Annotated in this window: 19 protein-coding genes, 17 tRNA genes and 1 rRNA gene; 28 read left to right on the top strand and 9 right to left on the bottom strand. The window is 47.6% G+C overall.

Features of this window, described 5'->3' with window-relative positions; genetic code table 11:
• From ACFQ0N_RS37305 to ACFQ0N_RS37395, 19 genes are all read left to right on the top strand, one after another.
• Window positions 1-112, top strand: a 23S ribosomal RNA gene (locus ACFQ0N_RS37305); the annotation flags it as partial.
• Between the two features lie 108 nt (window positions 113-220).
• Window positions 221-296, top strand: a tRNA-Asn gene (locus tag ACFQ0N_RS37310).
• 5 nt (window positions 297-301) lie between these two features.
• Window positions 302-392 (top strand) — tRNA-Ser (locus tag ACFQ0N_RS37315).
• 37 nt (window positions 393-429) lie between these two features.
• Window positions 430-504: transfer RNA gene (locus ACFQ0N_RS37320), tRNA-Glu, on the top strand.
• Window positions 505-566: 62 nt separating this feature from the next.
• A tRNA-Val gene (locus tag ACFQ0N_RS37325) sits at window positions 567-642 on the top strand.
• A 16-nt stretch (window positions 643-658) separates the two neighbouring features.
• Window positions 659-735, top strand: a tRNA-Met gene (locus ACFQ0N_RS37330).
• Between the two features lie 13 nt (window positions 736-748).
• Window positions 749-825: transfer RNA gene (locus ACFQ0N_RS37335), tRNA-Asp, on the top strand.
• A 13-nt stretch (window positions 826-838) separates the two neighbouring features.
• Window positions 839-914: transfer RNA gene (locus ACFQ0N_RS37340), tRNA-Phe, on the top strand.
• Between the two features lie 15 nt (window positions 915-929).
• Window positions 930-1,005 (top strand) — tRNA-Thr (locus ACFQ0N_RS37345).
• Window positions 1,006-1,010: 5 nt separating this feature from the next.
• A tRNA-Tyr gene (locus tag ACFQ0N_RS37350) sits at window positions 1,011-1,096 on the top strand.
• A 6-nt stretch (window positions 1,097-1,102) separates the two neighbouring features.
• Window positions 1,103-1,176: transfer RNA gene (locus ACFQ0N_RS37355), tRNA-Trp, on the top strand.
• A gap of 14 nt (window positions 1,177-1,190) precedes the next feature.
• A tRNA-His gene (locus ACFQ0N_RS37360) sits at window positions 1,191-1,266 on the top strand.
• A 14-nt stretch (window positions 1,267-1,280) separates the two neighbouring features.
• Window positions 1,281-1,355 (top strand) — tRNA-Gln (locus ACFQ0N_RS37365).
• A gap of 4 nt (window positions 1,356-1,359) precedes the next feature.
• A tRNA-Gly gene (locus ACFQ0N_RS37370) sits at window positions 1,360-1,434 on the top strand.
• Window positions 1,435-1,443: 9 nt separating this feature from the next.
• Window positions 1,444-1,517 (top strand) — tRNA-Cys (locus tag ACFQ0N_RS37375).
• A gap of 11 nt (window positions 1,518-1,528) precedes the next feature.
• Window positions 1,529-1,605: transfer RNA gene (locus tag ACFQ0N_RS37380), tRNA-Arg, on the top strand.
• Between the two features lie 17 nt (window positions 1,606-1,622).
• Window positions 1,623-1,704 (top strand) — tRNA-Leu (locus ACFQ0N_RS37385).
• A gap of 529 nt (window positions 1,705-2,233) precedes the next feature.
• Complete coding sequence (locus tag ACFQ0N_RS37390) at window positions 2,234-2,650, top strand: hypothetical protein (RefSeq protein WP_379335429.1); 417 nt, start codon at window positions 2,234-2,236, stop codon at window positions 2,648-2,650.
• Window positions 2,651-2,781: 131 nt separating this feature from the next.
• A tRNA-Leu gene (locus ACFQ0N_RS37395) sits at window positions 2,782-2,863 on the top strand.
• A gap of 21 nt (window positions 2,864-2,884) precedes the next feature.
• Here ACFQ0N_RS37395 and ACFQ0N_RS37400 read toward each other — a convergent pair.
• Window positions 2,885-3,193 (bottom strand): tyrosine-type recombinase/integrase, encoded by a 309-nt coding sequence (locus tag ACFQ0N_RS37400; RefSeq protein WP_379335431.1) that lies wholly within the window; start codon window positions 3,191-3,193, stop codon window positions 2,885-2,887.
• On the opposite strand from ACFQ0N_RS37400, the gene ACFQ0N_RS37405 reads away from it, so the two are divergent.
• Window positions 3,176-3,757 carry a hypothetical protein gene (locus ACFQ0N_RS37405; protein WP_379335433.1) on the top strand — a complete coding sequence of 194 codons (582 nt, stop codon included), beginning with the start codon at window positions 3,176-3,178 and terminating at the stop codon, window positions 3,755-3,757. The genes ACFQ0N_RS37400 and ACFQ0N_RS37405 overlap by 18 nt on opposite strands.
• 364 nt (window positions 3,758-4,121) lie before the next feature.
• On the opposite strand, the gene ACFQ0N_RS37410 is transcribed toward ACFQ0N_RS37405, so the two are convergent.
• The 8 genes from ACFQ0N_RS37410 to ACFQ0N_RS37445 all read right to left on the bottom strand — a co-directional run bounded on the left by ACFQ0N_RS37410 (window position 4,122) and on the right by ACFQ0N_RS37445 (window position 14,000).
• Window positions 4,122-5,003 carry a helix-turn-helix domain-containing protein gene (locus tag ACFQ0N_RS37410; protein WP_379335465.1) on the bottom strand — a complete coding sequence of 294 codons (882 nt, stop codon included), beginning with the start codon at window positions 5,001-5,003 and terminating at the stop codon, window positions 4,122-4,124.
• A gap of 324 nt (window positions 5,004-5,327) precedes the next feature.
• Window positions 5,328-6,005 carry a GNAT family N-acetyltransferase gene (locus ACFQ0N_RS37415; protein ID WP_379335435.1) on the bottom strand — a complete coding sequence of 226 codons (678 nt, stop codon included), beginning with the start codon at window positions 6,003-6,005 and terminating at the stop codon, window positions 5,328-5,330.
• 88 nt (window positions 6,006-6,093) lie between these two features.
• A complete protein-coding gene (locus ACFQ0N_RS37420; protein ID WP_379335437.1) occupies window positions 6,094-6,762 on the bottom strand; it encodes a YqeB family protein in 669 nt (222 codons plus the stop codon).
• A 6-nt stretch (window positions 6,763-6,768) separates the two neighbouring features.
• Complete coding sequence (locus tag ACFQ0N_RS37425; protein ID WP_379335439.1) at window positions 6,769-7,371, bottom strand: TetR/AcrR family transcriptional regulator; 603 nt, start codon at window positions 7,369-7,371, stop codon at window positions 6,769-6,771.
• Window positions 7,372-7,529: 158 nt separating this feature from the next.
• Window positions 7,530-8,390, bottom strand: coding sequence for an amidohydrolase family protein (locus ACFQ0N_RS37430; protein WP_379335441.1), 861 nt, complete (start codon window positions 8,388-8,390; stop codon window positions 7,530-7,532).
• Entirely contained in the window at window positions 8,387-11,611 is a 3,225-nt protein-coding gene (locus tag ACFQ0N_RS37435) for a GNAT family N-acetyltransferase (protein WP_379335443.1), read from the bottom strand. Before ACFQ0N_RS37435 ends, ACFQ0N_RS37430 begins: the two co-directional genes overlap by 4 nt.
• A gap of 262 nt (window positions 11,612-11,873) precedes the next feature.
• Window positions 11,874-12,749 carry a hypothetical protein gene (locus ACFQ0N_RS37440; RefSeq protein ID WP_379335445.1) on the bottom strand — a complete coding sequence of 292 codons (876 nt, stop codon included), beginning with the start codon at window positions 12,747-12,749 and terminating at the stop codon, window positions 11,874-11,876.
• A gap of 282 nt (window positions 12,750-13,031) precedes the next feature.
• Window positions 13,032-14,000, bottom strand: coding sequence for a hypothetical protein (locus ACFQ0N_RS37445; protein ID WP_379335447.1), 969 nt, complete (start codon window positions 13,998-14,000; stop codon window positions 13,032-13,034).
• A gap of 263 nt (window positions 14,001-14,263) precedes the next feature.
• On the opposite strand from ACFQ0N_RS37445, the gene ACFQ0N_RS37450 reads away from it, so the two are divergent.
• From ACFQ0N_RS37450 to ACFQ0N_RS37485, 8 genes are all read left to right on the top strand, one after another.
• Entirely contained in the window at window positions 14,264-15,376 is a 1,113-nt protein-coding gene (locus ACFQ0N_RS37450) for a DUF6348 family protein (RefSeq protein WP_379335449.1), read from the top strand.
• 617 nt (window positions 15,377-15,993) lie between these two features.
• A complete protein-coding gene (locus tag ACFQ0N_RS37455) occupies window positions 15,994-17,529 on the top strand; it encodes an ABC-F family ATP-binding cassette domain-containing protein (RefSeq protein WP_379335451.1) in 1,536 nt (511 codons plus the stop codon).
• 188 nt (window positions 17,530-17,717) lie between these two features.
• Window positions 17,718-18,908, top strand: a complete 1,191-nt coding sequence (fabV, locus tag ACFQ0N_RS37460) for an enoyl-ACP reductase FabV (RefSeq protein WP_379335453.1) — start codon at window positions 17,718-17,720, stop codon at window positions 18,906-18,908.
• 249 nt (window positions 18,909-19,157) lie between these two features.
• On the top strand, window positions 19,158-19,625 hold the full coding sequence (locus tag ACFQ0N_RS37465) for a UPF0158 family protein (RefSeq protein ID WP_379335455.1): 468 nt from the start codon (window positions 19,158-19,160) through the stop codon (window positions 19,623-19,625).
• Between the two features lie 679 nt (window positions 19,626-20,304).
• Window positions 20,305-21,792, top strand: a complete 1,488-nt coding sequence (gene araA / locus ACFQ0N_RS37470; protein ID WP_379335457.1) for an L-arabinose isomerase — start codon at window positions 20,305-20,307, stop codon at window positions 21,790-21,792.
• 121 nt (window positions 21,793-21,913) lie between these two features.
• Window positions 21,914-23,002 carry a GntR family transcriptional regulator gene (locus tag ACFQ0N_RS37475; protein ID WP_379335459.1) on the top strand — a complete coding sequence of 363 codons (1,089 nt, stop codon included), beginning with the start codon at window positions 21,914-21,916 and terminating at the stop codon, window positions 23,000-23,002.
• A gap of 85 nt (window positions 23,003-23,087) precedes the next feature.
• Window positions 23,088-23,786: an L-ribulose-5-phosphate 4-epimerase gene (gene araD / locus ACFQ0N_RS37480; protein ID WP_379335461.1), complete on the top strand. Its 699-nt coding sequence runs from the start codon at window positions 23,088-23,090 to the stop codon at window positions 23,784-23,786.
• Window positions 23,787-23,811: 25 nt separating this feature from the next.
• Window positions 23,812-25,482, top strand: coding sequence for a ribulokinase (locus ACFQ0N_RS37485; RefSeq protein WP_379335463.1), 1,671 nt, complete (start codon window positions 23,812-23,814; stop codon window positions 25,480-25,482).
• Window positions 25,483-25,678: the final 196 nt, after the last annotated feature.

The following is a 25,678-nucleotide window of genomic DNA, read 5'->3' on the forward strand; positions in this document are numbered from 1 at the left end:
GAGATTTCCCAATTAGTAAGACCCCTGGAAGACGACCAGGTTGATAGGTTCGAGGTGGAAGCGCAGCAATGTGTGGAGCTGACGAATACTAATCGGTCGAGGGCTTATCCTAAAAAGTTTCACGAAGTGAACACTTGCTTCGGAAGCATAAACACAGCTAAAGATTTTCATTCCAGTTCGTATCCAGTTTTCAGGGTGTAATAACACTACTGTATAATGTTCCCTGATAGCTCAGTTGGTAGAGCACTCGACTGTTAATCGAGTTGTCACAGGTTCGAGTCCTGTTCGGGGAGCCATTTATGGAGAGCTGTCCGAGTGGTCGAAGGAGCACGATTGGAAATCGTGTATACGTTAACCGCGTATCGAGGGTTCGAATCCCTCGCTCTCCGCCAGTATACTTAACATGAAGCAAGCGAAATGAAAGCGTATGGCCCGTTGGTCAAGGGGTTAAGACACCTCCCTTTCACGGAGGTAACAGGGGTTCGAATCCCCTACGGGTCACCAAAAAAAATGCTTGCATTTCTAGTGAGAAACATGATACAATATAACTTGTTCGCAATTAATATGGAGGCTTAGCTCAGCTGGGAGAGCATCTGCCTTACAAGCAGAGGGTCGGCGGTTCGATCCCGTCAGCCTCCACCATTTAAGCAATAGATGACGCGGGGTGGAGCAGCCCGGTAGCTCGTCGGGCTCATAACCCGAAGGCCGCAGGTTCAAATCCTGCCCCCGCAACCAAATTATTTAGTGTGGAGCCGTGGTGTAGAGGCCTAACATGCCTGCCTGTCACGCAGGAGACCGCGGGTTCGAATCCCGTCGGCTCCGCCAGTTTACCTGGTTCGGCTCGGTAGCTCAGTCGGTAGAGCAGAGGACTGAAAATCCTCGTGTCGGCGGTTCGATTCCGTCCCGAGCCACCATTGAAAGTTTAATATGCCGCTGTAGCTCAATTGGTAGAGCAACTGACTTGTAATCAGTAGGTTGGGGGTTCAAGTCCTCTCGGCGGCACCATCCATGGAGGATTAGCGAAGTGGCCAAACGCAGCAGACTGTAAATCTGTTCTCGTCCGAGTTCGGTGGTTCGAATCCATCATCCTCCACCAGTTTTTAGGGGCATAGTTTAAAGGTAGAACAGCGGTCTCCAAAACCGTTAGTGTGGGTTCAATTCCTGCTGCCCCTGCCAGTAGAACTATTGTGGCGGTCGTGGCGAAGTGGTTAACGCATCGGATTGTGATTCCGACATTCGGGGGTTCAATTCCCCTCGATCGCCCCATTCATCTTCAATGCTGGGGATTAGCCAAGCGGTAAGGCAACGGACTTTGACTCCGTCATGCCAAGGTTCGAATCCTTGATCCCCAGCCATTTTGCGGAAGTGGCTCAGCGGTAGAGCATCGCCTTGCCAAGGCGAGGGTCGCGGGTTCGATTCCCGTCTTCCGCTCCAAATTAATATGGCGCCATAGCCAAGTGGTAAGGCAGAGCTCTGCAAAAGCTTTACCCCCAGTTCGAGTCTGGGTGGCGCCTCCACAAAATATTTTGTGCCCTTAGCTCAGCTGGATAGAGCGTTTGACTACGAATCAAAAGGTCAGGAGTTCGAATCTCTTAGAGCACGCCATAGTAACTTAATAATGTGCCGGTGTGGCGGAATGGCAGACGCGCTCGACTCAAAATCGAGTCCGAAAGGGTGGAGGTTCGAGTCCTCTCACCGGTACCAAAAACTCTTAAGATTACGATGATTTATACGCTGATTGCCCGATTTGGGCAGTCGGCTTTTTGCGTTTTAGGAATACGCGACAGTTTTACGCGGTGTTCTCGGTACTCCGCGCTCGACTTTGGTCGATTACGATCGATTATTACGCGATCTTCTACGGTATAAAAATATCGTTGGGAGAGGAGCGAAACAGCGACTCGTCCCGTTCAAACAGTTATGCGGAAGCACCATGCGCCATATATTCAATTCCGCTGATAGGGGCTATAACCGAACGAATAAGGACGGTCGTCACGAAGTCGTAACTGTGATGTCAGGCTCCACAAGTCAAGCAAGCCGTGTAGTGTCCAACCCCAGAAGCGCTGGTCGTCGACGTCATGACCATCGAGAATCGTATCTCATCGTCAATCCGCCAACCTTCGCGCGTGTCTTATGTATAATGCTGAGACTACGTGTACCAGACATTCTAATGTAAAAACACTCATATAATCACCATTCTCTTCCGATATAGTTAATAGAATAGGGGGAGTCCTGCATGAAGTTTATAAAGGATCGGCAAAAGAAAAGAAAAATTCGCCGTTTGAAGGGAGATCTCCAAGCAAAAGTTATTTCATTGGGAGAGGCAGTTGTTATTCTGGAAAAATTCAAATTAAATGAACTCATTTTACTAAAAGCGGATATTGATGCGACAATTGAAAACATGAAACAAATTGGTTTTATTGCGATTGTCGTTGGTTTCATGATCACGTTTTATACAGAGTTAATTAAAAAGACATTAACAATTGATGATGGAATCTCTATTCTTATTTTTCTAGTTGTAATAATAGGCTTAATGTTTATAGCAGGTACTTATGCGAGGTTATATCACAAAAACCTCCTGTATCAGAAACTAATTGAATTAAAAATAAAAGAAAAAGAAGAGAAGGTGATCAATCTAGATTATGCCATTTGACCCGAAACCGCACGCGTCCCATTCCGTCGCGACCAACTCGTCAACTTCCGTAAATTCGGTGCGGAAAACTGGCACGATAGCCCTTTAGTAATACGATTACCAGCGTGGATGATGTGTACTCTACTATAGTTGCCGGTGTGGCGGAATGGCAGACGCGTTCGACTCAAAATCGAGACCGAAAGGGTGGAGGTTCGAGTCCTCTCACCGGTACCAACTTAATTAACAAATGGTTCATTAGAAATTATTTCTAATGAGCTTTTTTATTTCTTTTATTACTTCATGCATTGTATTTGCTGAAGATACTTTGGAGCTGTTCTCCAAGTGAGAATAAATATTTGCTGTGGTGGAATAATCACTTTGAGCTAACCATTCTTGAACCTTTTTCATGCTGACGCCATTGCTCAAAAGCAAAGTGGCGCACCTATGGCGAAGATCATGAAAACCGATGTGCGTGTTTCCGGAAAAAAGGCAAAATGATGCATGACCATAATATACCCAAAAGCTCAAGAAGTGCAGGAGGCAGATATGGTAGATGAAAAGCATCTTGTTTATTTCAAAGAACTCTTGGAAGGAAATTCTGAAATTTCTTTTAGGGCATATCTTTCAAACAATGAAGATTCTTTGCGCAAGCAATTTTCTCCGGCAAGATTTGCAAGACTAAGATTCAAGTCAATTGATGAAATAATAAAGATTCTTGACGAAGAAAAAATTACCTACATCATTAATGAGCAGGCCATAAGAAACGAAAAATATTTGGCGACATTTCATCCGGATGCATTGAATGAAAAAGGCAGGCTCAAGGAAGGATTCAAAGACACCATATTCAATGGAATTGTTCACGATTTTAAATCCAAGGGCGAAGATTCAGTCTTATCCCTCCATAAATACATCGAATTCCCTAAAAACATCAATAGTAAAAAGAATATAGAAAAACTCAAAGACATGGAATTTTTCGCCGAAACGGAATTATACCTAGGAGATAAAAATCTTGGCCTTTTTTTACTGAAGGCGCTAGCATCTATTGAGCGTCAGTTTTCCGATGTGGATGATATTGTCCTTATAGCAAAAGAAGCTGTCATTAAGCACCAATCATCGGAAGGAAACTAAAACTTATCAGTCTTGAGAGCCAAGGATTTGGACTATCCAAAAAGCAACGTGCCCTCATGCTGGCGACATACAATACCCCATTACCCAGTATTTAACTGGGTATAGAATGCCATGGGACTTTGAGTGGGAGTATGTCTCCAAGGAATTAAAGAATAATTTATTCATTTGTGGAGAAAAAATTCCATCACGAGATTTATCCGATGACATTTGCCTTACACAATTTGGTGATAGCAGGCTCAATAATGCAGCTGGAAAAGGTTTTGAGGCAATGAATGAATTAATGATTAAAAAATGAGCAGGCGCCGCGGCAGCCTGCTCATTTTATTAAACTAATAGGATGTATAATTAAGAAGTAAACCCGTCCCTATATGTTTTCTTCAAATGATAAATTAGTTGGCTCGTCCAAAAGGACTGGACGGGATTCCAAGTTTGTTGTTTCCACGCTTTCGTTCACTTTTTCAAAAGAAAATTGGTCGATCCAAACATGACCCAAACCTGATAATAGAACTCCGAATGAAATCGTAGCACTATCTTCTGGTATATCCAGAACAACTGCGTAATGATTCCATGTATTTGTTCCCACAATCGGCCGATTACTCATGTTATCGAATTGAAGAGTATCTCCTGCAGCATTATCAACCCTCATCCATAACCCCGAAAAATGCTGGACATCGTTTGTTTTAATAAAACAGGAAAGTTTAATTCTCTGTCCTTTATATTTACCTGCCTTGAATTGCTGCATCATGGTCGCAAATTCCGAAGCGTCCTGCACCGTTTTAGATTTTAAATATCCGGATGCACTTCCTTGGTGCACAACCTCCCGGTCTATCCCCATTTCATAGTTAAACGGATGACTTCCACTTAAAAACCAACCTTCTATGTCTCTTTCCATCCACGTTTCCTCCTTTTTGGTTACGATAGTAGACATTAGCTTTCTGTATTGGCCTGGCGGTAAATAATACACTTTTTTAAATGCGCGCGTAAATGCTTCTTGTGATTCAAACTGAAAATACAAAGCAATGTCAATGATCCGTTCCTCTGTAAGAAGAAGAGTAACCGCTGCTGCTGCAAGCCGTCTCATACGAATATAGGCTGCAACGGACAATCCAACAGATGAATGAAATATCCTGTGAAAGTGATACTTGGAGAAGTTTGAACGTTCAACAATGTCACTATCCGAAATTTCTTCGTGTAAATGGGCTTCGATCCAATCGATTGTTTTTTGAATTGTTGATTCGTATTGCATCATCTGCTCACCTCCTCCTTCCATTTCAAGCATATCGAAAATGAATAGGCTTTTTTTGATTTTTTTTGCGGTCTTCGGTTCGTTCTACAGAAGGGGCGTCTCATGAGAACATAGGCGTAGACGAAGGTTGCGCGCATTCGAAAAAACGGGAGTATGGAGAGGAACAGCAAATCGCCCTGGTCTTTGTAAGAACAGGGCTTCGGCTGAAGCCTGGCTGCTCATTCATTTGAGCCGGACTCTTAGTCAGTGGAGTCGGGAGAAATCACGTCCCACTTTCCAAACAGCGTCAAACCCGCCGCTTTAGCCAGCAACACCGACGCCTGGTTATCGAGCTGGCAGCCGGTACTGGGGTTCGTATCCCTGCTCATAGGCGTACTTGCAGATAGAACGTACCGCTTTGCGGGCGTGACCTTTTCCTCTAAAGGGCGTCAGCGTCAGTACGCCGAGATCCGCAATTTGCGCATTGTCCTCCCAGGGATACATGCTGGCGGCGCTGACCAGGCGGTTTTGCTCAAAAGAGCCGAAGACCGCCCAGTGATCTAATTCCACATAAGCGTCATCCAAGTCTTGTTCTGAGGCAGAGGACTCCAACTCGGAGAAAACCACATCATCTTGCTCTGTTAACCGGCGCAAGCCGCCTTCCGGGGTTTCTTGCAGTAATGCGTTCTTATCGGCTTCTAAAAAATAAAAAAGATAATCTGCGCCATGCAGAGTGATTCCTGCTTCATTCAATTTCCGGCGAAAGATCTCCTCAGACAGGTCTTGCTCTTGATAAAGGCCTGCCTTATCGGCCAGCGCAGGCGTCAGGACCGCCATAACCCGGCCGTCGGTGGTTTCCAGCACCATGACCCGGCTGTCTCTGTCCAGCTCCGGGGTGATGGCGACAGTAAAGACTTCATCGCTATAGAGGACGTCTCCGTTTAAAAATTGGGCCCGCCAAAAGTCCGTTATCGTTTGTGAAAATAAAGGCATACTACTTACTTGACTTGGTTGATTTGTCATTATGTTCACTTCCTTATAGGCTAGACTTCATTCTCCGGGGCATCAAGCAGCGGTTCCTGAATATTACGATGCAAGAGCCTGCTGATTTTTATCGGTAAAATTGCCTTTTATCCTTTTCCTTTACGGATACTCTTAGTTTCCAAAGCTCTTTAGCCAACTGAAAAGCTTCCTCATCATCTCCTTTTTCAATTGCTATTTTCCTTGCTTTTAATAGAGCATTTGCAGCAGGTGACAGGTCAGGAGAATCCACAACCCATGTTGTAAAATCCTTTTTAAAGGGGTCCGTCTCGCTCCAAAAATAATTATGTTTTATAAAGGCAGCACCTACTGTGCGTTTATTAACCTCCTGTTTACAACGAAAAAGTTCTTTCTCATCATCACCTAATAATACCAATTGCTTTTTATCCATAAATACAAGGGAGATATTTTTCTTTTTGAAAACAATTTCATCATCTCTAAGTTTAAATATAACTTTATCATCGTATACAGACGTTTCTAAGCTTTCATGAAAAGAGAAAAGAGTCAATGCAATTCCCGCAATCAAACCTAGGATCATTGTAACAATGCCTACCCAGGCTCCATTATAGGATGCAATTAGTTTTAAAGGTCCCTGGAAAGGTACCCAAGGCAAGGAACTGCCCCATTGCGCAATACTCGGAAAAAACCAGCCGAACACTAAACCGATAAGCGGGAAACCAAGCCACAAGATAACCTTATCCATTTTTGAAAAATTTAATAATGTATGATTATCACTCATTTAAATTCACCCTTTTTTAGATAATACACTTGTAATGGTTTGTCTCCATACAGCTGCAACATCTAATTGAATTCCTATCATCGGATAGTTTGGTAAGTTATCAAGTGTTAATGCTAATACACATGCTTTTTCACGTAATCCTTTTGAATCAGTAAGACCAAATTCTACCCCTTTTTGTAGTAATCTTATAAAACCGTCAATAAACCCTTCCTGTACGGCTTTAATTTTTATACGATACTCTTTATTATGTGAAGATTCCCGGTTTCCATATAAAAGAAACTCATTTAATACCTGGACAACAAGCATTTGTGTATCTGCAGATTCTTCACCCAACAATTGCAAGCCGTCACTAACAATCTTCTCTACAAAATTCTCTTTCGTATACTCATTAATAGGAAAGTATTTTTCAAAACTATATCCCTCTAACATCCAAGCGAATACAGCGTCTACTAGTTCTTCTTTTGACGAGTAATAATAATATATGGATGGTTTCTGTATGCCTACAGAATTAGCGATCATGGAAAGTGAAGATTTTTCAATTCCATATTGTCCGATTAACCAGGTGGTCGTTTCAAGTATTTTTTGTCTTGTTGTTTCGCTTTTACTCATTATCTCACCTTTTCTACCTATCGTTAGGTAGATGTTAACACATAACTACGCTGATTGTCAAAAGCCCACCCTTATCAAGGGTGGGCTTAATGTGCAATTATTGCTTTGTCCAGGATCCCGAAAGGACTGTTCGATCAGTTGATCAGCCGGGACGACCGCTATCCGACCAACGGGGCGATTTTGGGAAACACCCGCAAGGCAGTACGATAAAAGACATGCTCGTGACAGGATTCGGGAATCAATTCCTGGACGAATTGCAAATAAGGTTCTACCGGGGCAAGCGGCCAGTCGGTGCCGAACAGCATTTTTTCGTATTGACCGCTGTAAGCCAGCGCTTGGCGCAGATGGGCGAATACGAGCGGAGCATCTTTCAGCCGCGCGCATTCGGCGGCATTGCCGACGATCAGACCGGACAGATCGGCGAATACGTTGCGGTTTTTATACACGACTTCCGCTCCGTCGAGCACCCAGGGGTCGCCCAAATGGGCCATCATGAAATTGACTTCGCGGTGCTCGACGGCCACTTCGTCTACCGTCAGCGGGTGTGCATATTTCAACAAGCCGCGTTCTGAGTACGTATCGCCGGTATGGAATACGACCGGTACTTGATATTGTTTCGCCAACTCATATACCGGCTGATAGACGCTGTCATAGGCGTAGAACGGATAATAGCCGAGGTAAATTTTGATCCCGACCGCCTCCGGCTGCTGCAAAGACCGTTCCAGCTCGTCCAGTCCGGCATTGTCCAGTTTGAAAGGATTAACCCCTGGACAGTAGACGATTTGCTTCGGAAAAGCTGCCGCTATCATATCGAGCCCCATCGGGGTCAAGGCTTCCCGATCCGGGAAGCCTCCAGGGGCGGATTCCGTCAATCCCATTCCGATGCCCAGTACGACGCCTTGCGCGGCGTATTCGCGGAGCAGGCCTTCAACGGAATAATCGACGAATGAACGGGTTGCCGCCGTTTCTTTAAATGAAGCAATATGGGATAAATGCATATGTGCATCGATCACTTTCATTCGGTCTGCGCTCCTTCCATGTAGTTAGATTCAAGTATAAGAGGAAAGGATACCCGGCGTAAAGCATCCAGCCCCTCGGCGGGAAGCAGCGCATCTGAAAAGACGAAAAAAACCGGGGCCGAGCGGAATGCGTTTCCGTGCGGCAAGCGAACATTCCGCGAGAACGACAGGCAGCAGATGTCCTTGTTCGTATAGAGTGAAGGGCGGTTGACCGTTTCATCGGTCACAATTTGCATCACTCCGGCTCGGCCCTCGAAGCCGAAAGCGTAGTTTTTCGTTTCGCGCACGTTGAGTTCGTCTTTGCCGATGGCGTAACGCAGCATTTTGCCGTCAGGTGCAAAGGTTCGCAGCCAGCCGCCGCCCGCCTCGCTAGACTCGCCGAACGATCCAGAATCGCCGGACTTGCCAGGTGCTGCAGATTCGCCATTCTCAGTGAAAGATCCTGATTCGTCATAGCGAAGGAACAACTCGCTAAGTGCCGATTTTTCCAAATAAGTGCCTGTGTTTTGACGGATATCGGTCATATAGGCGAGTACCGGCGCTCCAGGGAGCAGCAGGTAGTAACTGTCCACGATCGTTCCTTTGTAGGTTTCGTGCTGCTGAATGGACTGGCGAATTCGGATGCCGGACCAGACGTTGCCTTTGTCGTCGGCAATGTGGACGAAGCTGGCGGAATGTTCTTCCTTGCGAACCGACGCCGCGCTCATACCGTCAAACTGATCGGTTAAACCGCCGATCCATGGATTCCACCAGGACCTGATCCCATATTCCGGAAATCCGGAGGCGAGCCATTCCTGACCTTGCACAGCAAGCGACCGGAGAGCGGGATAATAGTCCGGCGCGGCGGAAATCCGAATCATCCCGTTGTCGGCTTCATATACCGTGTATTCTGCTTCCGTGAACGTGGAACGGCGGACGGGAGCCGACGACACCGGGAACAATGCGCTATAGTACGTCTCTTGCTGCGGGCCAAGCCGAGCATCCAGCTGAATGACGCTGCAAAGGGACGACGGGGACGGCAAAGCAAAAGAGGCTTCCGCGGCTTCTTCATCCGCAGACAACACCTTTTGGGCTGCCGGACGGGTTTCGCCTGCGTAAGAGACGGACAACTCGCCTTCCCATACGTTCTGTTTGACATCATGCAGCGCAACTGTCACTTCGTGCACATCCGACGGCACGAACGGGTTTCCTTCATTGGCCGTCAACTCTATATGGCGGCTCGGCAGCGGGGGCGTTTCCGGCTCGGCCAGTTTCAAGGCAAACGCTCGGAATTCGTTCCAATCGTCAAAGCCGCCTATCGACATGAAAATCGTTTCCGCAGCTTTCGTTTCTCCGGGTTCCAACGATTCGACGACACTTTCCAGCTCCAAATACCACTCTCCGAAACGCATTCGGTGGCTGCCGGACCAACAGATGCCGAACGGGGTTTGGCCGCTGCGGGCAAAGAGCCACGGTTCGCTGACCTTGGCGCTGTCCCAATATTCGTGATCGTTCCCGTGAGAATCGGTCAATTCGAGGATACGGCCGCCGTAAGGCAGCACCAGCCGGTACAAGTCCGAGCGGATACGCTGGGAGATCCAGACCTCGTGGGAGACTGGCGCCCCGGAGTCGTTTTCCAACTCATGCCACAGCTTTACCGTTCCGTCGGCGTAGAGCAGGGTGCAAAGATGCAGCAGAAGTTGGGGAAAAGCGTCCGACCGGTACGTATGGCGGAATCCGATCGCGCCGCGCTCTTCGCAGATTTCGACTCGCAACGGTTTCTTGCGTGTAAATTCACTCGAATACGGTTTGCCGATGGAGGGCGGCAACAGCATAATTTCTTCGTCTTTCCGGCTCACAGTCCGAAACGACATCTCGTTATGATCCTTGTCGTAATGGAGACTGCGCCCTCCGTTCCAGGCCATCCAGCCGCTATCTGTTTCTCCCGCAGCCATCGCGCCGGGCCCGCCGAAAGCGCCCCCGACGGTAGAGGTAAACAGCACCTCAGGCCCGTTGTCCGGAACGGCCCGAATTTGCGGCCGGGCCTGGTAGAAGCCATAATCCAGCAAGCGATAAGGAACGGCCAGCGAGACTCGCTCTTTCGCTTGCAGCCTCGTTTCGAAGGTTTGCTGTTCGAGCGCAAGCCAGGCGGTACCAGGCAGGGTGAAGGAAAACGCGGCCGGCTGCGCAAAATGATTTTGCATATCCAGATACAACATATAATTGCCGCCTATCGCATGTCTGACTGCTGGAACGCTCATTTTGACGCTGGCCGGAAACTTCGGTACGATGCCGACCTTCAGCAGCGCTTCAGATCCGTTAATACGAACCCGGGTCTGTACAGCCGGGCAAGTGCGCCATTCGCTCTGCGGCTCCTCTATTGCGCCGACGAAAAAACTTGCCGAGATCTGCCGTTCGCCTTCCACCTGCAGTTCGTCCTGCCAATCAAACGTGATGTTGCGGTCCGATTCACCCTGGAACTCAAGCTTGAGCGGCGCGCCCGATTTGTTGACAATGCGGTATTTGACTTTATAATCGTTGCCAAATACTGGTTCGGCTTGCTCAGCTGTGGCGGACAGCAAAAAATCTTCCGTCTCGATGAGGCAGATACCGCGGCTTCTGCGTTCAATGTCGACGCGTAGCGATTGGCCGTTGTCACCCTCCCAGGCGTAAGTGTACGTCTCGAATCCGTTCACCTTCTGCCCGTCCGGTTTGATTTCAATCGTCCGTTTCAGGTCGGCATACCAGTCAAATTCGCGAAAATAGGGGGCGAGCGCTTCACAGGCGGCAACCTGCGGAATAAAATTCATAAAATGCACCGCATCTTCGCGGTCTTCCCAGAAGAAACCGCATCTCTTGTACAAGGGAACGGCCTTCATGTTTGCTTCCCAGGTATACAGGTCGACGCGCGGCCACCCCAGGCGGATCGTTTCTTCGATCGCCTGCAGCACGAGCCGTTTGCCAATCTTATGGCCGTGAAAATCCGGCCGAACGTTCAGCAGTTGAATATATAACGCACCAGTGTCCTGGCGATATTCGCCCAAGCTGCAGTATCCGACGACTTCTTGATTGCAAATGGCAAGAAACACCGAGATGGCATCCGAGTTTTCCTCGCTTTGCCGTACTTGTTCGGCCGATCTGACGGAAGTTCCCCCGCCCCATTCGTCGTTGCTCCGGTTCCACATTTCAGCTACCTTTTCCGCATAATCGGGATGATAAGGTACAATATCTATCAGCGTCATGTTTTCACCTCGTTTAGAGTAAAAAATAGAAGATAATGGGTATACGTTCCGAGGCGAGACAAAGTTTCAATTTTCGGGAAAAAGAAAGGGGAAGACAGGGGGGCGCTAAATCTGATTATTTGGCGTTTTTAAAGAGTAACGGACCTGCGTTCATATTGTACAAATAAGAGATGAAAGAAGAATAGAAAATGGCTGTATCAGTTGAGCAGCGTCTATATGAACCGGCAGGAGAATTCTGCCCCCTCCTTGTCCAACTTCCGAGTTACCAGGTCGATAAAGCAGTCCTTTTCCAGCTGTTTTGCGCAACGCAAACATATACATATTGGTCGTCCCAAGCCATCTGCCCTTGACTGCAGGGCTCACTCGACGAAGCGGGCGTATGCTTGTCGCGGATGCGCAGCTTGTCTCCGTTTACGTCAAGCTTGGTGTCAGGGTCATTCACACCTATCCCGACATTGCCCTCGCCACGCTGCAGGGTGATCGCGGAATCGACCGGGTTGCCGTCATCGTCGTAACGGACGAACTGCAGGTCGGCCCCCGTATTGCTCCCCGCTTCCTTCGAGCTGTTCGCCCGGACGGCCCATCTCGGCGTCGTCTCATTATCCTTGCCAGCTACGCTGAACTGAAGGTCACGGTTCGTCCCAGTTTCCCCCGCTACCCGCAAAATGCCGTTCATCACATTGAAGTTGGACGAATGGGTGCGGATCTCGCTCACGTCGGTGTCATAGGGAATTTCAAACCGGGTGAAGAGCTGGTTCGCATATTGTCCGTTTGGCGACATTGTCGTCTCGAACGAGAGATGTTTATGATCATGCTGCTCCGGATTATTGGCCTTGTCGTGGGAAATGATCGCCGTTTTGTCATGGTCGTTCTCGTCAGCCCAGACGATCGCCGGCTTGGCTCGATCCGCTGTCCATTGCAACCTGATCAGGTCGGATTGATGTCCCTCTTGGTTGATCCACTTTTTGTCGGTGGACAGATGCAAATGTTCATTGTGTGGAATGCGGATTTCGCTACCAGTCTTCTTGGCTTGTCCCAACGTTCCCGCCGTGCCCTGTTCCTGATCCGTACAGCCGATGCCCAGCAGGCAGACGCTCCCCAACATAACCGATACCATCATCGCCTTCGATAATTTCATTGCACTTTCCTCCGTTATTCATTGTGATTGATCTTGTTGTTTTTTTCGATCTTTTCGTTTTAATGAACTACTGACTTGGTCTGATCGTATTATAACAACACTCGGCGTACAAGCATTTCCCGGAAAAACGATTCTTTTCGCCTATAAAATTTTAACGGGGTTCATCCGATTAATACCCACAAATATTGTCCAAGCCAAATTCATCACTCACGTTAGTCAATTAGTCCTAGTTTCCTTTTCATTGATGTCCCATCTGCTCAGCGAATGCTGAGAGGCTATTTATTATTTAGGAGCGCTGTAATCTTTGAAATAGTGCACTCCGTCGTGAGCGGTATCACCCGGTTTTGTTCTTCGATTGGTGTTGAACCAGAGTTTACCCCCTTTGGCGATTCCGACGCCCTCTATCTCAAAAAGGTCAGGAAATGCAGCGGACGTAACGCGGAATGACAGATTATTATCTGCTTTTATTGTACCTGAGGCAGTAGATATATTATGATAAACAAGTACAATGCTGACGTTTTTATATGTCAGCGGAACATATATTGTATCGTTATAATAACCGAAACCCTGGAATGCATACGAGGTGATGTTAGATACGGTACTGCCGTTGACCCGAGCATCTTTAATATTTAGGTTAAAGCCATCGGTTACATTAATAGTACCGCTGTTTGCGGTCAGTGGGAGTGAACCTCTGTATAAGGTTCGTCCGGATTTGAAGAGAAAGTGTATGTTTTTAGCGTCTTTGCTGGTAATTTTCACACCCGACATTGATTTGTTTAAACCTTTGTATTTGATTGTGTACTTACCAACTTTGTAATATTTCGTTCCTACATACTTCAGTTTCACGAGACTCATACTGCCGGAGTTCATGGTAACGACGAACATATAATACTTTCCGTCGATTGTGCTAAGTACCAAATCGTTGGCATGGCCGAGGTAGGTAGCATAAGTTGTCCCATTATCACCGTTTGTCATGAGCGTAGTGGTTCCGTCGCTCATTTTGGTACGGTAAATGACTGCCTTAGTATTGTTACTGTTGACTTTTGCGGAATAGACGTAGGTAGATCCCACTGCGAATCCCTGTGCGGCGTAAGCATTATTTGCATTTTTGAGCGTTGCGACGGTGCTATAGGTGTTGTAATATGCTGCATTGGCTGTGATGGGTATCAGCATCGCAGTACAGAGGAGAAAGACTACAAATAAGGTAAAACGTTTCACCGTTCCCATTCTTCTTGCAAACATACTCTTCATACACTATACCTCCATAAAAATATTTTTCATGTTGCTTATATGAATTGAATGAGTTTCCTACTCGACTGCCGGCATAAACAACACAGAGCTGCTGCTTTTTATTGATATCACAGTAAGAAAGGGTTCATTCAATTGTATATCAAAATATATTAACCTGAATCCGTTCGTGATCATACAGTAAATTAGGCCTAAAAGTCACATGGTCTTTGCATTTTTGTATAAGTTGGATCATATTACCGTACTTTGAATTTTTGGAGGAAAAGATGAAACAAGAACTGCAATTTGCACTTGAATCTTTTGGCAATATACTCTCTGAAACAGGACAAATAGATGTAGATAAGGAGAAGGTTATTTTACCATCTTTAGAAATCAGTATAGGAATTCACCACATTCGAATGATTCAAGCTGGTGAGAATTTTTCTGCTACAGTTTATTATTCTATTGATTCTCCACAATTGGATAATGTACTTCAAGATAATTTAACTGGGCTCGGGACAACGGTTGAAGCAGCAATCCTGAAGGCAAATCAGCGGTTTGTTGCAGGCAGCTTTTCCGGATTAGTAAACATGGCAAACGGGATAAGCTTTACCAGCTTTCCAACTTGTTTTGCCGGACAAAAGAGATTATGGCAAGTCACAAAATCAAAAGAATCAACAGAAGGATTTTACAACAATAATTTTGATATTTGGGAAGTTATTAAGGAAAAAATAGCTCTTCGCTTAGGAAACAAAAAAGGATATTGGGTCAAAATAGACTGTTGGAAAAGTTCGGGCCAGTTTGATTGTGATTTTACTATAAATGATTTACCTGACTTTGAACTCTTTAATGATGTTTTGAATTACATAAATGAAAGGAATTCGGATGAGCTCTTTTCATATAAGCAATTCTTTTTTATTAAACAGTCGGATGAAACTTTTACTCCCTATCCATATACGAAAGAGCAGATAGGCGTATTTACCGAAAAAGCTATCCAACAATTTCAAACCTACGAAGAAGAATATTTTGATGGACGGATAGATTGCCTTGCAGAAGTATTGAATGATCTTAGCTTGGCTATTGAGTTTTATTATTTCCTTCCGTTTATTTGCAGTGTAGACCGATATGATTATGCTTGGCACAATGATGCGATAAACCTAATTCAAGAAGGACAAAATATTATGGTTTATAAATCACAATTTGCGTCCTATAACTGGATTCGAGAGTTTTTACTAAATGGATTTAAGACAGGCAAATTTTCAGAAGATTCTTATGACAAGCTTGTTGAAATAAGTCCAATTAGTGAATCTGTTGAACAACTCAAAGAACAAAATGCAAATTTCTTGAAGTCATGTATTACAGTTTCTATGGAAGTGCCTAGCGATTACAAACTTAGATAGCTGGAGTAGATGATTAAGCGCCGCGGCAGACGGTGGTTCGAGGAATGAAGCTCATTCCGCTATTAAAAGAAAGGAAACACTTGCTTTCATTGACAAGGCATGAGCATCCATTATAGAATATGTTCATTGAAAGGATGGTTTTCTATGAAAGGCTTAAATACGGTTATACGATATACCAGAAGCTGCTCCGTACAAATGGATAAACAACGATGAAACGTTGTCCGGAGCTTAATCAAAAAGCGTACCGCTTTTTTTCATCGGTAGAATAGCAGGTAAAATTTAGTGTGTATGTTCACGCTTATTTAACTATGCTTTTTACCGGTGTTCAAGGATTAAGAGGCTGTAGACAAGGTTTTGTCTGCAGCCTTTTGTGATATCGTACCCCTTTTCTATGCTTATGCTGAATTGGGGTGTGTTGTACCGTCCAGACGCGTACAAAGAAGCAGAAGGCTTGCACCAAGAGGTGCTGATGGCCTTCTGCTTTTTTTATTAAAATATAAGAAAGTATAAGTTTCACCTTATACACAGCTTATATTTCTAGGGAAGAAACTTGCTTCGCGCCGGGATGGCGTCAGCCGTTTCTTCTTGTCTATAAAACAAAAAGTGAGGGATTTGAAATGAGTTTACTTATAGTTAGTGATATGTCACATTCCTATGGCGATAAAGTGTTATACAAAAATGTAGAGTTCGAACTTTACAAAGGGGAGCACTTAGGGGTGGTTGGACAGAATGGTACAGGAAAAAGCACCTTTATCCGCATCTTGATGGGCGAAATTATTCCCGATAGTGGAACCGTGAGATGGCAATCAAATATTAAGATCGGCCATCTTGATCAATATGCTGAAATCAATGGTAGCCACACCATAAACGATTATTTGCAGTCCGCTTTCTCTGATCTCTTGTCGCTTGAGGCAGAAATGAACGAGCTATATACACAGAGTGTTGCGGGCTACAATGAATATCTGATAAAGGCTGCCGAGATTCAAGAAATGCTTGAAGCACAGGACTTCTATGCGATGGAGAGCAATATTAGCAAAGTCGTATATGGCTTAGGGATTGACTCAATAGGTACTGATCGTCCCATACAAATGTTGAGCGGAGGTCAGCGGACCAAAGTCATCCTGGCCAAACTGTTGTTGGAAAAGCCAGATGTCCTTCTTCTAGATGAGCCGACTAACTATCTTGATGTAGGTCATGTAGAATGGTTAGCTCAATATTTAACTGCAATCGATCAAGCCTTTGTCGTCGTTTCGCACAATGTTGAGTTTCTTGAAAAGATAACAACGTGCATTGCGGACATTGAAGGGGAGACCATTAAGAAATATTACGGCAAGTACTCAGAGTTCTTGAAACAGAAAGCTCATCTGCGAGAGGAGCACATCCGCAAATACCAGGCACAAGTAAAAAAGATTGAACAAACTGAAGCCTTTATTCGAAAAAATATCGCCGGGGTCAATTCCAAAAACGCTCGCGGCCGCAGAAAGCAGCTTGAGCGCATGGAACGAGTTGCTCCGCCTGCCTTTGTATCAAAGCCAACGATTCGATTTGGGGAACTTCCGTTAACGGCCCATGTAGCTCTTGAGATTCAACAACTGAAGGTTGGCTATGAGAAGCCTTTGCTCCCAAGCATGAAGTTCGAAGTGAAGTCCGGTCAAAAGCTGGTCATTACCGGATTTAACGGCATCGGCAAATCCACACTGCTTAAAACCTTAGTTGGGCAAATCCCATGCCTTGCAGGCAGTTATCACTTCGCTGATCAGGTTCAGCTGGGATACTATGAGCAGGATCTAAAATGGGAGGATGAGTCCAAGACGCCCATTCAAATCATTGCCGATCGTTATCCTAGCTTGAGTACAAAGGAAATTCGGCGTCATTTGGCCCAGTGTGGGGTGAAAGAGGATCATGTATCAAGAAGCATTCACACTCTAAGTGGCGGGGAGCAATCAAAGGTAAAATTATGTCGTTTGCTGCTTACGAAGTGCAATATGCTTATTATGGACGAACCAACCAATCATTTTGATGCGGAAACGAAATCGGCTTTACAGCAAGCGTTAGTGAAATTTGCAGGAAGTGTAATTCTCGTCTCGCATGAACCTTCCTTTTATCAGGAATGGGCAGATCGTGTTGTTAATATAGAGGAGTTTGTGAAATAAAAAAATAATCTGAGCGAGTCTGGATAGCATTTACCTGTTCCGGTCTCTATCTTTCCAATCTTGCTTTGTCGTTTCCTCAAAAACTGGTACAATAATAAGTAAATAAGCTGATTTTGTTCAGTCTATTTAAGTATTTAGGAGATCATGTAGTTGAATGTATTTTTAAAGGAAGAGAGAGAATGAATCCTATGATTATTAAACCACGTACACGCGGATTTATCTGCACGACTTCACATCCAGTTGGCTGTGCACAGCAGGTGAAGGAGCAAATTGATTATGTAGAATCCAAGGCGGCGATTGAAGGGCCGAAAAACGTACTCGTGATCGGGGCATCAACCGGTTATGGATTGGCTGCCAGAATTACTGCGGCTTTTGGTGCTCGTGCCAATACGGTGGGGGTATATCGCCCAAGCAGCGGTTCTGAGAAACGGACGGCATCAGCCGGCTGGTACAATTCAGCTGCATTCGAGCAGGCTGCACAGGAGGCCGGACTCAAATCGTTTAGCGTAACTGGTGATGCATTCTCCAATGAAACGAAGGAAAAAACGATTGAACTGATTCGCAACGAGATTGGCAAGATTGACCTGGTTGTCTACAGCGTGGCTTCCGCACGCAAGACAGACCCGCAAACCGGGGAAGTATATAACTCTGTTCTGAAGCCCATTGGCAAGACATTCACGAATAAAACGGTCAATTTCCATACCGGCGAAGTGACGGAAATTACGATTGAGCCAGCTACAGATAAAGAAATTCACGATACTGTTGCGACAATGGGCGGCGATGACTGGGATGCTTGGATGCAAAGTCTTCAGGCTGCAGAAGTATTGACAGAGGATGTTACGACAATCGCCTTCTCTTATATCGGCTCCGAAATTACGCGGGCGATCTACCGTGATGGCTCGATCGGCCGAGCCAAGGATCATCTGGAAGCGACTGCATTGCAATTGAACGATAAGCTGCAAGCTAGCGGCGGACGGGCATATGTCGTCGTAAGCAAGGGGCTTGTGACGCAGTCCAGCTCTGCGATTCCAGTGGTTCCGCTATATATTTCGGCATTGTACAAAACAATGAAGGAAAAGGGCCTCCATGAGGGGTGTATTGAACAGATCTATCGCTTATTCACGGAGCGTTTGTACACTGGAGGAGAGACGCCAGTGGACGAAGCGGGACGAATCCGCATCGACGATTGGGAGCTTCGTGAGGATGTACAGGCGGAAATCGTGAAGGCATGGGAGAACGTGACGACTGAAAATATTCACGAGCTGACAGATCTTGAAGGCTTCAGACGTGAATTTTTCCAGCTGTTCGGCTTTGAAACTGAAGGTGTAGATTATGAAGCTGACGTTAATCCTGATGTGAAGGTTCCGAATTCGATCTAAACTGTGATAGGAACCAAGAAGCTTTATGCGATACTGCATCAAACATTTTAAACCGCAGGGAGGTACGCTGCTCATAAGCGGCCTGCTTGCGGTTTATCTGCATTTGTCTATTGAGGCTGTCTATAATTCAAATGTCCAACTTGGAAGGAAATGAGCGCTGAATGTAGAAACTCGTAGGAAAGGACGTTATGGGGCATGATATAGAAAGCGGATACAGCATCACATTCCATAGAAACCGGGTGAGAGATTATGAAAGTAAAACTGAAAGATGTAATTGACCATATGGGAGTGGAGTTTGAGGAATACATGCCTTATATTTGCCGAAGAACAGGGCAACTTGTTGTGACGTCGTCCCGGAATTTGCGAGATGCGGAAGAGATGGAGGAGGAGGAGATCGCCGCTCTGCCGGAGGATAGGCGGGAAGAGATGGAGCTCGCGTATGATCTCGTGTTCAATTTTGAGCATTATGAAAAACTGCCGTCGTCGTATGACGTTAATGAGTATGGAATGATGGAAGACTTTTGCTATTCCCTGCCGGAAGGGCGGACGCGGGATGCTTTGTTGGATGCCATCGACGGCAAGGGAGCGTTCAGAAGATTCAAGAACAAAATTCACGATTTTGATGTGGTGAACCAGTGGTATCAATTTCAGAACGAATGTTATAAACAGAAAGCGATCGAATGGTGCCGGGATGTCGATCTGGAATATGAGGAATAGCCGTTTCTGGAAGAACAATTCGCAGCCAGGCATTCATCCGCATATTGTCGAGCACAGTGACCTGATGACGCATGAACGAACGCTAACGGAACGGTGAAGGCTGTCGATTATCTGTGAGCAGGGGGGAACTGTGATGTGAGCGATGCGGACACAGGATCCGTTATTTGCCGATTTTTGCTGGTGTTTAGCGGTGATTTGAGGCGTATAACGGATCTACGGAAGCTGTCGATTTAATGTGGACAACGATTTTTTCCGCCGAAACGGGCAGCTGTGAGTCATGCGGACATACGATCCGTTATTTTGCCAAAACCCGGCTCATTCAGAGGGTTAGCGGACATACGATCCGTTAAATGCTGATTTTGCCGGGATTTCGCGGCGATTCGAGTCAAATAACGGAACCACGGTCCGCATCTCATCAATCTGACACGTTTGTTCACAGATAACGGATCCACGGTCCGCTCAGGTCCGCTTCACCTGCGCTTACAGGTGTCGATACCTAATCGACAGCCGCCTGTGTGCCGCTATTTGATGATTAAATGTTTTGCTTGCTTTTTTGGAGAAGGAGGAATAAGATAAAGGCATAACGAGTTGTACGTACAAGTTAAGAATATATTCATTTTATCATCAAAGGTTCGTACAAGAATGGCAGCATTAGGCATCATCTAAGGAGGGTTAACACGTGAATTTGAAACCATACTCTTTTTGGTTTGTAACAGGCAGTCAGCATTTATATGGGCCCGAAACGCTGGAACAGGTCGCGTCGCATTCGCAAATTATTGCGCAACAGTTGGAGCAGGACGCGTCGTTTACGTATCCCGTCGTATTCAAGCCGATTGTGACGACGCCGGATGAAATCCGCAGCCTGATCGTTCAGGCAAACAGTGATGAAACCTGTGTGGGAATTATCACCTGGATGCACACCTTTTCTCCGGCCAAAATGTGGATTTCTGGCTTGACACAGCTGCAGAAGCCTTTACTCCATCTGCATACGCAGTTTAACCGCGATATTCCGTGGGATACGATGGATATGGACTTTATGAACCTGAACCAGTCCGCGCACGGGGACAGGGAATACGGCCATATCGGAGCCCGTCTCGGGATTGCCCGCAAAATCGTTGTCGGACATTGGGAGGACCGGGAGGTGCGGGGATCGATTGCCAGCTGGATGCGCACAGCAGCCGCGTTTGCTGCAAGCCGTTGTTTGAAAGTCGCCCGTTTCGGCGACAATATGCGCGAGGTTGCTGTAACGGATGGCGATAAGGTTGAGGCGCAGATCAAATTTGGCTGGTCGGTAAACGGCTACGGCATTGGCGATCTTGTGCAGGTGTTAAATGAAGTCAGCGACAGCGAAGTGGATGCGCTCCTTAATGAATATGCGGAGCAGTATACGATTACCCAGGCCGGACTTAGCGGCGGACCGGTGCGGGATGCGATCGCCTATCAGGCACGCGTTGAAATTGCGATGAAACGTTTCCTTGAGGAAGGCGGATTCGGCGCATTTACGACAACGTTCGAAGATCTTCACGGCTTGAAGCAGCTTCCGGGGCTTGCGGTCCAGCGTCTGATGGCAGCGGGCTACGGCTTCGGCGGTGAAGGCGACTGGAAGACAGCGGCGCTGACGCGTGTCATGAAAGTGCTGGCGGACAATAAAAGCACGTCGTTTATGGAGGATTACACCTACCACTTTGAGCCGGGCAATAACATGATTCTTGGCGCCCATATGCTGGAGGTATGCCCAACCATCGCGGCCGCGCGTCCAACGCTTGAAGTGCATCCGCTCGGTATCGGGGGCAAGGAGGATCCGGCCCGTCTCGTATTTGACGGCCGCGACGGTCAAGCGGTCAATGCTTCTCTGGTGGACCTGGGTCACCGATTCCGCCTGCTGGTCAATGTCGTGGACGGGGTGAAAGTCGAGCGGCCGATGCCAAAACTGCCGGTTGCTCGTGTACTTTGGAAACCGCAGCCTTCCTTGCGCGAATCGGCTGAAGCATGGATTTTGGCCGGGGGCGCGCATCATACCGTTCTCTCCTATGCGATTACGGCGGAGAATCTCCTCGATTTTGCCGAAATGGCCGGAATTGAAGCCGTCATCATTGATAAAAATACGTCAGTTCAACGCTTCAAGAATGAGCTTATGTGGAGCGACGCGGCATACCGCTTAAGATAAGCGACAGCATGTCTTTACTCGCCCATCCTATGATACAATGACTATTAATAGTGGAGCCTGTCCGGCAGCATCGGAAGGGCATGGCGGGCTCTAGACTCGTATTGTTTCGCTGAGGTGAGTAATGACTAATAGACAAATTCCCAAGTACATGAAATTGAAAAAAGAGCTGCTGTCCTGGTTTGAAGCGGGCAAGCTGCAGTACGGCGAACAAGTCCCGTCGGAAAACGAGATCGCCGAGCAGTTCGGCGTGAGCCGCCAAACGGTCCGTCAAACCTTCGGGGAACTGGAGAAAGAGGGCTGGCTGGAGAGGATTCAAGGCAAGGGGACCTTTGCCCGCAATCCTGAACGCCGGGAAGGCGAACAGGCGAAAACGATCGGCATAATTACGACGTACATTTCTGACTATATCTTTCCGCATATCGTCCGGGGGGCGGAAGCGGAGCTCCGAAGCAAAGGATACAGGCTCCTGTTGTCGAGTACGGACAACAACAAGGATAAGGAGATGGAGAGCCTGCAGTTGATGACAAGCGAGCCGCTCAGCGGACTCATCATCGAGCCGACAAAAAGCGCCGAGGGCAATCCGAACCTTGCTTACTTTCTGGAGCTTCAGGAGAAGGGGATTCCTTTTCTGATGATCAATGAAAAGTATCGGGAACTGGAATGCGCCTGTCTGAAGGTGGACGACGAAGCCGGGGGGTATAAGGCAGTGCAGTATTTGCTGGAGCAGGGGCACACCCGGATTGCAGGCTTCTTCAAACGCGACGATCTGCAGGGCGTTAACCGTCTGAAAGGCTTTTTGGCTGCGCATAAAGCGGCAGGAATCAATGTTTCTCCGAAACAAGTCGTTACTTACACGACGGAGGAAAAAAACGATCTGCCATACCGGAAGGCATTACAGCTGCTCGAAGAAGGAGAAAAGCGTCCTACGGCATTTGTGTGTTACAACGATGAGCTTGCCGTTCAGCTAATGGAGGCAGTAGCCGCCACCGGACTGCAGGTTCCGGAAGATGTGTCCGTGATCGGATTTGATGATTCCAGCCTGGCAATCGCTTCGGGGACGAAGCTGACGACGCTGACGCATCCGAAGACGGTGATGGGGCAGGCTGCAGCAAGCCAGTTGATTGCGATGATTGAGCAGGGAAGGATGGCGCAGGAGACGATATACGAACCTGAGCTGGTCGTACGGGATTCCGTAGCTAAAAGAAACTGAGATCAATAAGGACGGGTCTGCCCCACTGCAGACTCTCCTGCCACAACTTGTACGTACAACCAACGAGAGAAAGGATGTGTCCGACGTGTTGGAAGAGTTAAAGCAACAAGTGCTGGAAGCGAATCTGGCTCTGCCAAAACATGGGCTTGTTACTTTTACATGGGGCAATGTAAGCGGGATCGACAGGGAAAAAGAGCTGTTCGTCATTAAGCCGAGCGGTGTTTCTTACGAGGATTTGAAAGCCGCCGACCTGGTGGTTGTCGATCTGGAAGGCCGGGTCGTCGAAGGCAGCTTGCGTCCATCTTCCGATACCCCTACGCATTTGGTGCTGTATCGGTCATTCCCTGATATCGGCGGGGTTGTACATACCCATTCGCCGTGGGGAACCAGCTGGGCGCAGGCAGGACGGCCTTTGCCGGCATCGGGTACGACCCATGCCGATTACTTCTACGGTGAAATCCCTGTGACACGTCCGATGACAAAGGTGGAGATTGAAGGCGCTTATGAGCTGGAGACCGGGAACGTGATCGTAGAACGGTTCCAAGAGCTGGGACTCGATCCGATGCAGGTTCCTGGTGTGCTGGTGCATATGCATGCTCCTTTTGCTTGGGGAAGCGACGCCCTGAACGCGGTGCATAATGCTGTGGTGCTTGAGGAAGTGGCGAAAATTACCGCGCGGATGCTGCAGTTGAACCCGGACAGCCAGCCGATGGACCAGACGCTGCTTGATCGGCATTTTCTGCGCAAGCACGGAGCAGGTGCTTATTACGGTCAAAAAGGATAAAAGTTTGCGAGCTGGAGGGACTCAAATGAGCAAAAAGTATACGATCGGATTGGATTACGGAACACAGTCCGGGCGCGCCGTACTGGTAGACCTGTCAAACGGACGCGAAGTGGCGGATCACGTCACGCCTTACCCCCATCACGTCATTGACGAGCGCCTGCCGGGTTCGGGCCAAAAGCTGGAGCATGACTGGGCGCTGCAGCACCCGGCGGATTACATCGAAGTGCTGCGTCGTTCAGTGCCTGCCGTCGTCAGCGATTCCGGCATCGATCCGGCGGATATTATCGGCATCGGCATTGATTTTACGGCCTGCACGATGCTGCCGGTAGACAATACAGGGGAGCCGCTGTGCCTGAAGCCGGAGCTCCAGGATCAACCTCACAGCTGGGTGAAGCTGTGGAAACATCATGCCGCTCAGCCGGAAGCGGATCAGATTAACCGGATTGCCGCGGAACGCGGCGAAGCCTTCCTCCCGCGTTACGGGGGCAAGATTTCGTCGGAATGGATGATCGCTAAAGTGTGGCAGATTTTGGACGAAGCGCCGGAGATTTATAATCAGACGGACCAGTTCCTGGAGGCGACGGATTGGGTTGTTTCAAAATTGACCGGCAGAATTGTCCGCAACAGCTGCACCGTGGGTTACAAAGCGATATGGCATAAGCAGGAAGGGTATCCGAGCAAGGAATTTTTCAAAGCGCTCGATCCGCGGCTGGAGGATTTGACCGAAACCAGACTGCGCGGCGAGGTCATCCCGCTTGGAACGAACGTTGGCGGTCTGACAGCGGAAATGGCGGCGATGATGGGGCTGAACCCGGGGATCGCTGTCGCGGCCGGAAACGTCGACGCCCATGCGGCCGTGCCTGCCGTTGGCGTTGTCACGCCAGGGAAGCTGGTGATGGCGATAGGAACCTCCATCTGCCATATGCTGCTTGGCACGGAAGAGAAACAGGTCGAAGGCATGTGCGGCGTCGTGGAAGACGGCATCATCCCAGGCTTATTCGGATATGAGGCCGGACAGTCGGCTGTCGGCGACATATTTGAATGGTATGTGGAGGAAGCTCTGCCGGCTTACGTTAAAGAGGCTGCCGACAAAGCGGGACTAGGCGTTCATGCATGGCTGGAAAGGGAAGCCGCGCAGTATAAGCCGGGACAGACCGGATTGCTTGCACTTGATTGGTGGAACGGCAACCGGTCGGTGCTCGTCGATACGGACTTGACGGGCATGATTGTCGGGATGACATTGCTCACCAAGCCGCAGGAAATATACCGGACATTGCTTGAGGCGACGGCTTTTGGCACGCGCAAAATCGTCGATGCATTCCATTCGAGCGGTGTCAGCGTCGATGTCTTGTACGCTTGCGGCGGGCTGCCGCAGAAGAACAGGCTGCTGATGCAAATTTATGCGGATGTGACGAATCGCGAAATTATGATTGCCGATTCCAAACAGACGCCTGCGCTCGGGGCGGCGATCTTCGCGGCGGTAGCGGCCGGCAAAGAAGCCGGAGGTTATGACACGGTCATCGCTGCAGCAGAGAAAATGGCCAAGGTAAAGGAAGAAACTTTCAAGCCGATTCCGGAGCATGTTGAAATTTATGAACGTCTTTATCAGGAATACAATCTTCTTCATGACTACTTTGGACGCGGCGCCAACGATGTGATGAAACGGCTGAAAAGCATTAAAAAGTCGGTGGAATAATGCTGCATTGGCATCTTTTCGCAAATTCGACCGACTTGAAATTGTAACGAGTGGGGCTAACGAACCTGAGGAGAGCGTCGATTAATTTCAAATGTTAAGGCTCCCCGTATCTGTTTTGAAGATTTTTTGAAATTTCAGGAAGATTTCCATCTAAACGTGGCCTTCGAGTAGACTCGAACGATACATTTCACATCGT

Origin of the sequence: Paenibacillus sp. GCM10027626, assembly GCF_042676285.1 — a bacterium.
Taxonomy (GTDB): domain Bacteria; phylum Bacillota; class Bacilli; order Paenibacillales; family Paenibacillaceae; genus Paenibacillus_Z.

What these genes read in the sequence shown, in the direction of transcription:
- ACFQ0N_RS37390 (WP_379335429.1), top strand. Translation starts at nt 2,234, where the DNA reads ATGAAGTTTATAAAGGATCGGCAAAAGAAAAGAAAAATTCGCCGTTTG.
- ACFQ0N_RS37405 (WP_379335433.1), top strand. Translation starts at nt 3,176, where the DNA reads ATGGTAGATGAAAAGCATCTTGTTTATTTCAAAGAACTCTTGGAAGGA.
- ACFQ0N_RS37400 (WP_379335431.1), bottom strand. Translation starts at nt 3,193, where the DNA reads ATGCTTTTCATCTACCATATCTGCCTCCTGCACTTCTTGAGCTTTTGG.
- ACFQ0N_RS37410 (WP_379335465.1), bottom strand. Translation starts at nt 5,003, where the DNA reads ATGCAATACGAATCAACAATTCAAAAAACAATCGATTGGATCGAAGCC.
- ACFQ0N_RS37415 (WP_379335435.1), bottom strand. Translation starts at nt 6,005, where the DNA reads ATGACAAATCAACCAAGTCAAGTAAGTAGTATGCCTTTATTTTCACAA.
- ACFQ0N_RS37420 (WP_379335437.1), bottom strand. Translation starts at nt 6,762, where the DNA reads ATGAGTGATAATCATACATTATTAAATTTTTCAAAAATGGATAAGGTT.
- ACFQ0N_RS37425 (WP_379335439.1), bottom strand. Translation starts at nt 7,371, where the DNA reads ATGAGTAAAAGCGAAACAACAAGACAAAAAATACTTGAAACGACCACC.
- ACFQ0N_RS37430 (WP_379335441.1), bottom strand. Translation starts at nt 8,390, where the DNA reads ATGAAAGTGATCGATGCACATATGCATTTATCCCATATTGCTTCATTT.
- ACFQ0N_RS37435 (WP_379335443.1), bottom strand. Translation starts at nt 11,611, where the DNA reads ATGACGCTGATAGATATTGTACCTTATCATCCCGATTATGCGGAAAAG.
- ACFQ0N_RS37440 (WP_379335445.1), bottom strand. Translation starts at nt 12,749, where the DNA reads ATGAAATTATCGAAGGCGATGATGGTATCGGTTATGTTGGGGAGCGTC.
- ACFQ0N_RS37445 (WP_379335447.1), bottom strand. Translation starts at nt 14,000, where the DNA reads ATGAAGAGTATGTTTGCAAGAAGAATGGGAACGGTGAAACGTTTTACC.
- ACFQ0N_RS37450 (WP_379335449.1), top strand. Translation starts at nt 14,264, where the DNA reads ATGAAACAAGAACTGCAATTTGCACTTGAATCTTTTGGCAATATACTC.
- ACFQ0N_RS37455 (WP_379335451.1), top strand. Translation starts at nt 15,994, where the DNA reads ATGAGTTTACTTATAGTTAGTGATATGTCACATTCCTATGGCGATAAA.
- fabV (WP_379335453.1), top strand. Translation starts at nt 17,718, where the DNA reads ATGATTATTAAACCACGTACACGCGGATTTATCTGCACGACTTCACAT.
- ACFQ0N_RS37465 (WP_379335455.1), top strand. Translation starts at nt 19,158, where the DNA reads ATGAAAGTAAAACTGAAAGATGTAATTGACCATATGGGAGTGGAGTTT.
- ACFQ0N_RS37475 (WP_379335459.1), top strand. Translation starts at nt 21,914, where the DNA reads ATGACTAATAGACAAATTCCCAAGTACATGAAATTGAAAAAAGAGCTG.
- ACFQ0N_RS37485 (WP_379335463.1), top strand. Translation starts at nt 23,812, where the DNA reads ATGAGCAAAAAGTATACGATCGGATTGGATTACGGAACACAGTCCGGG.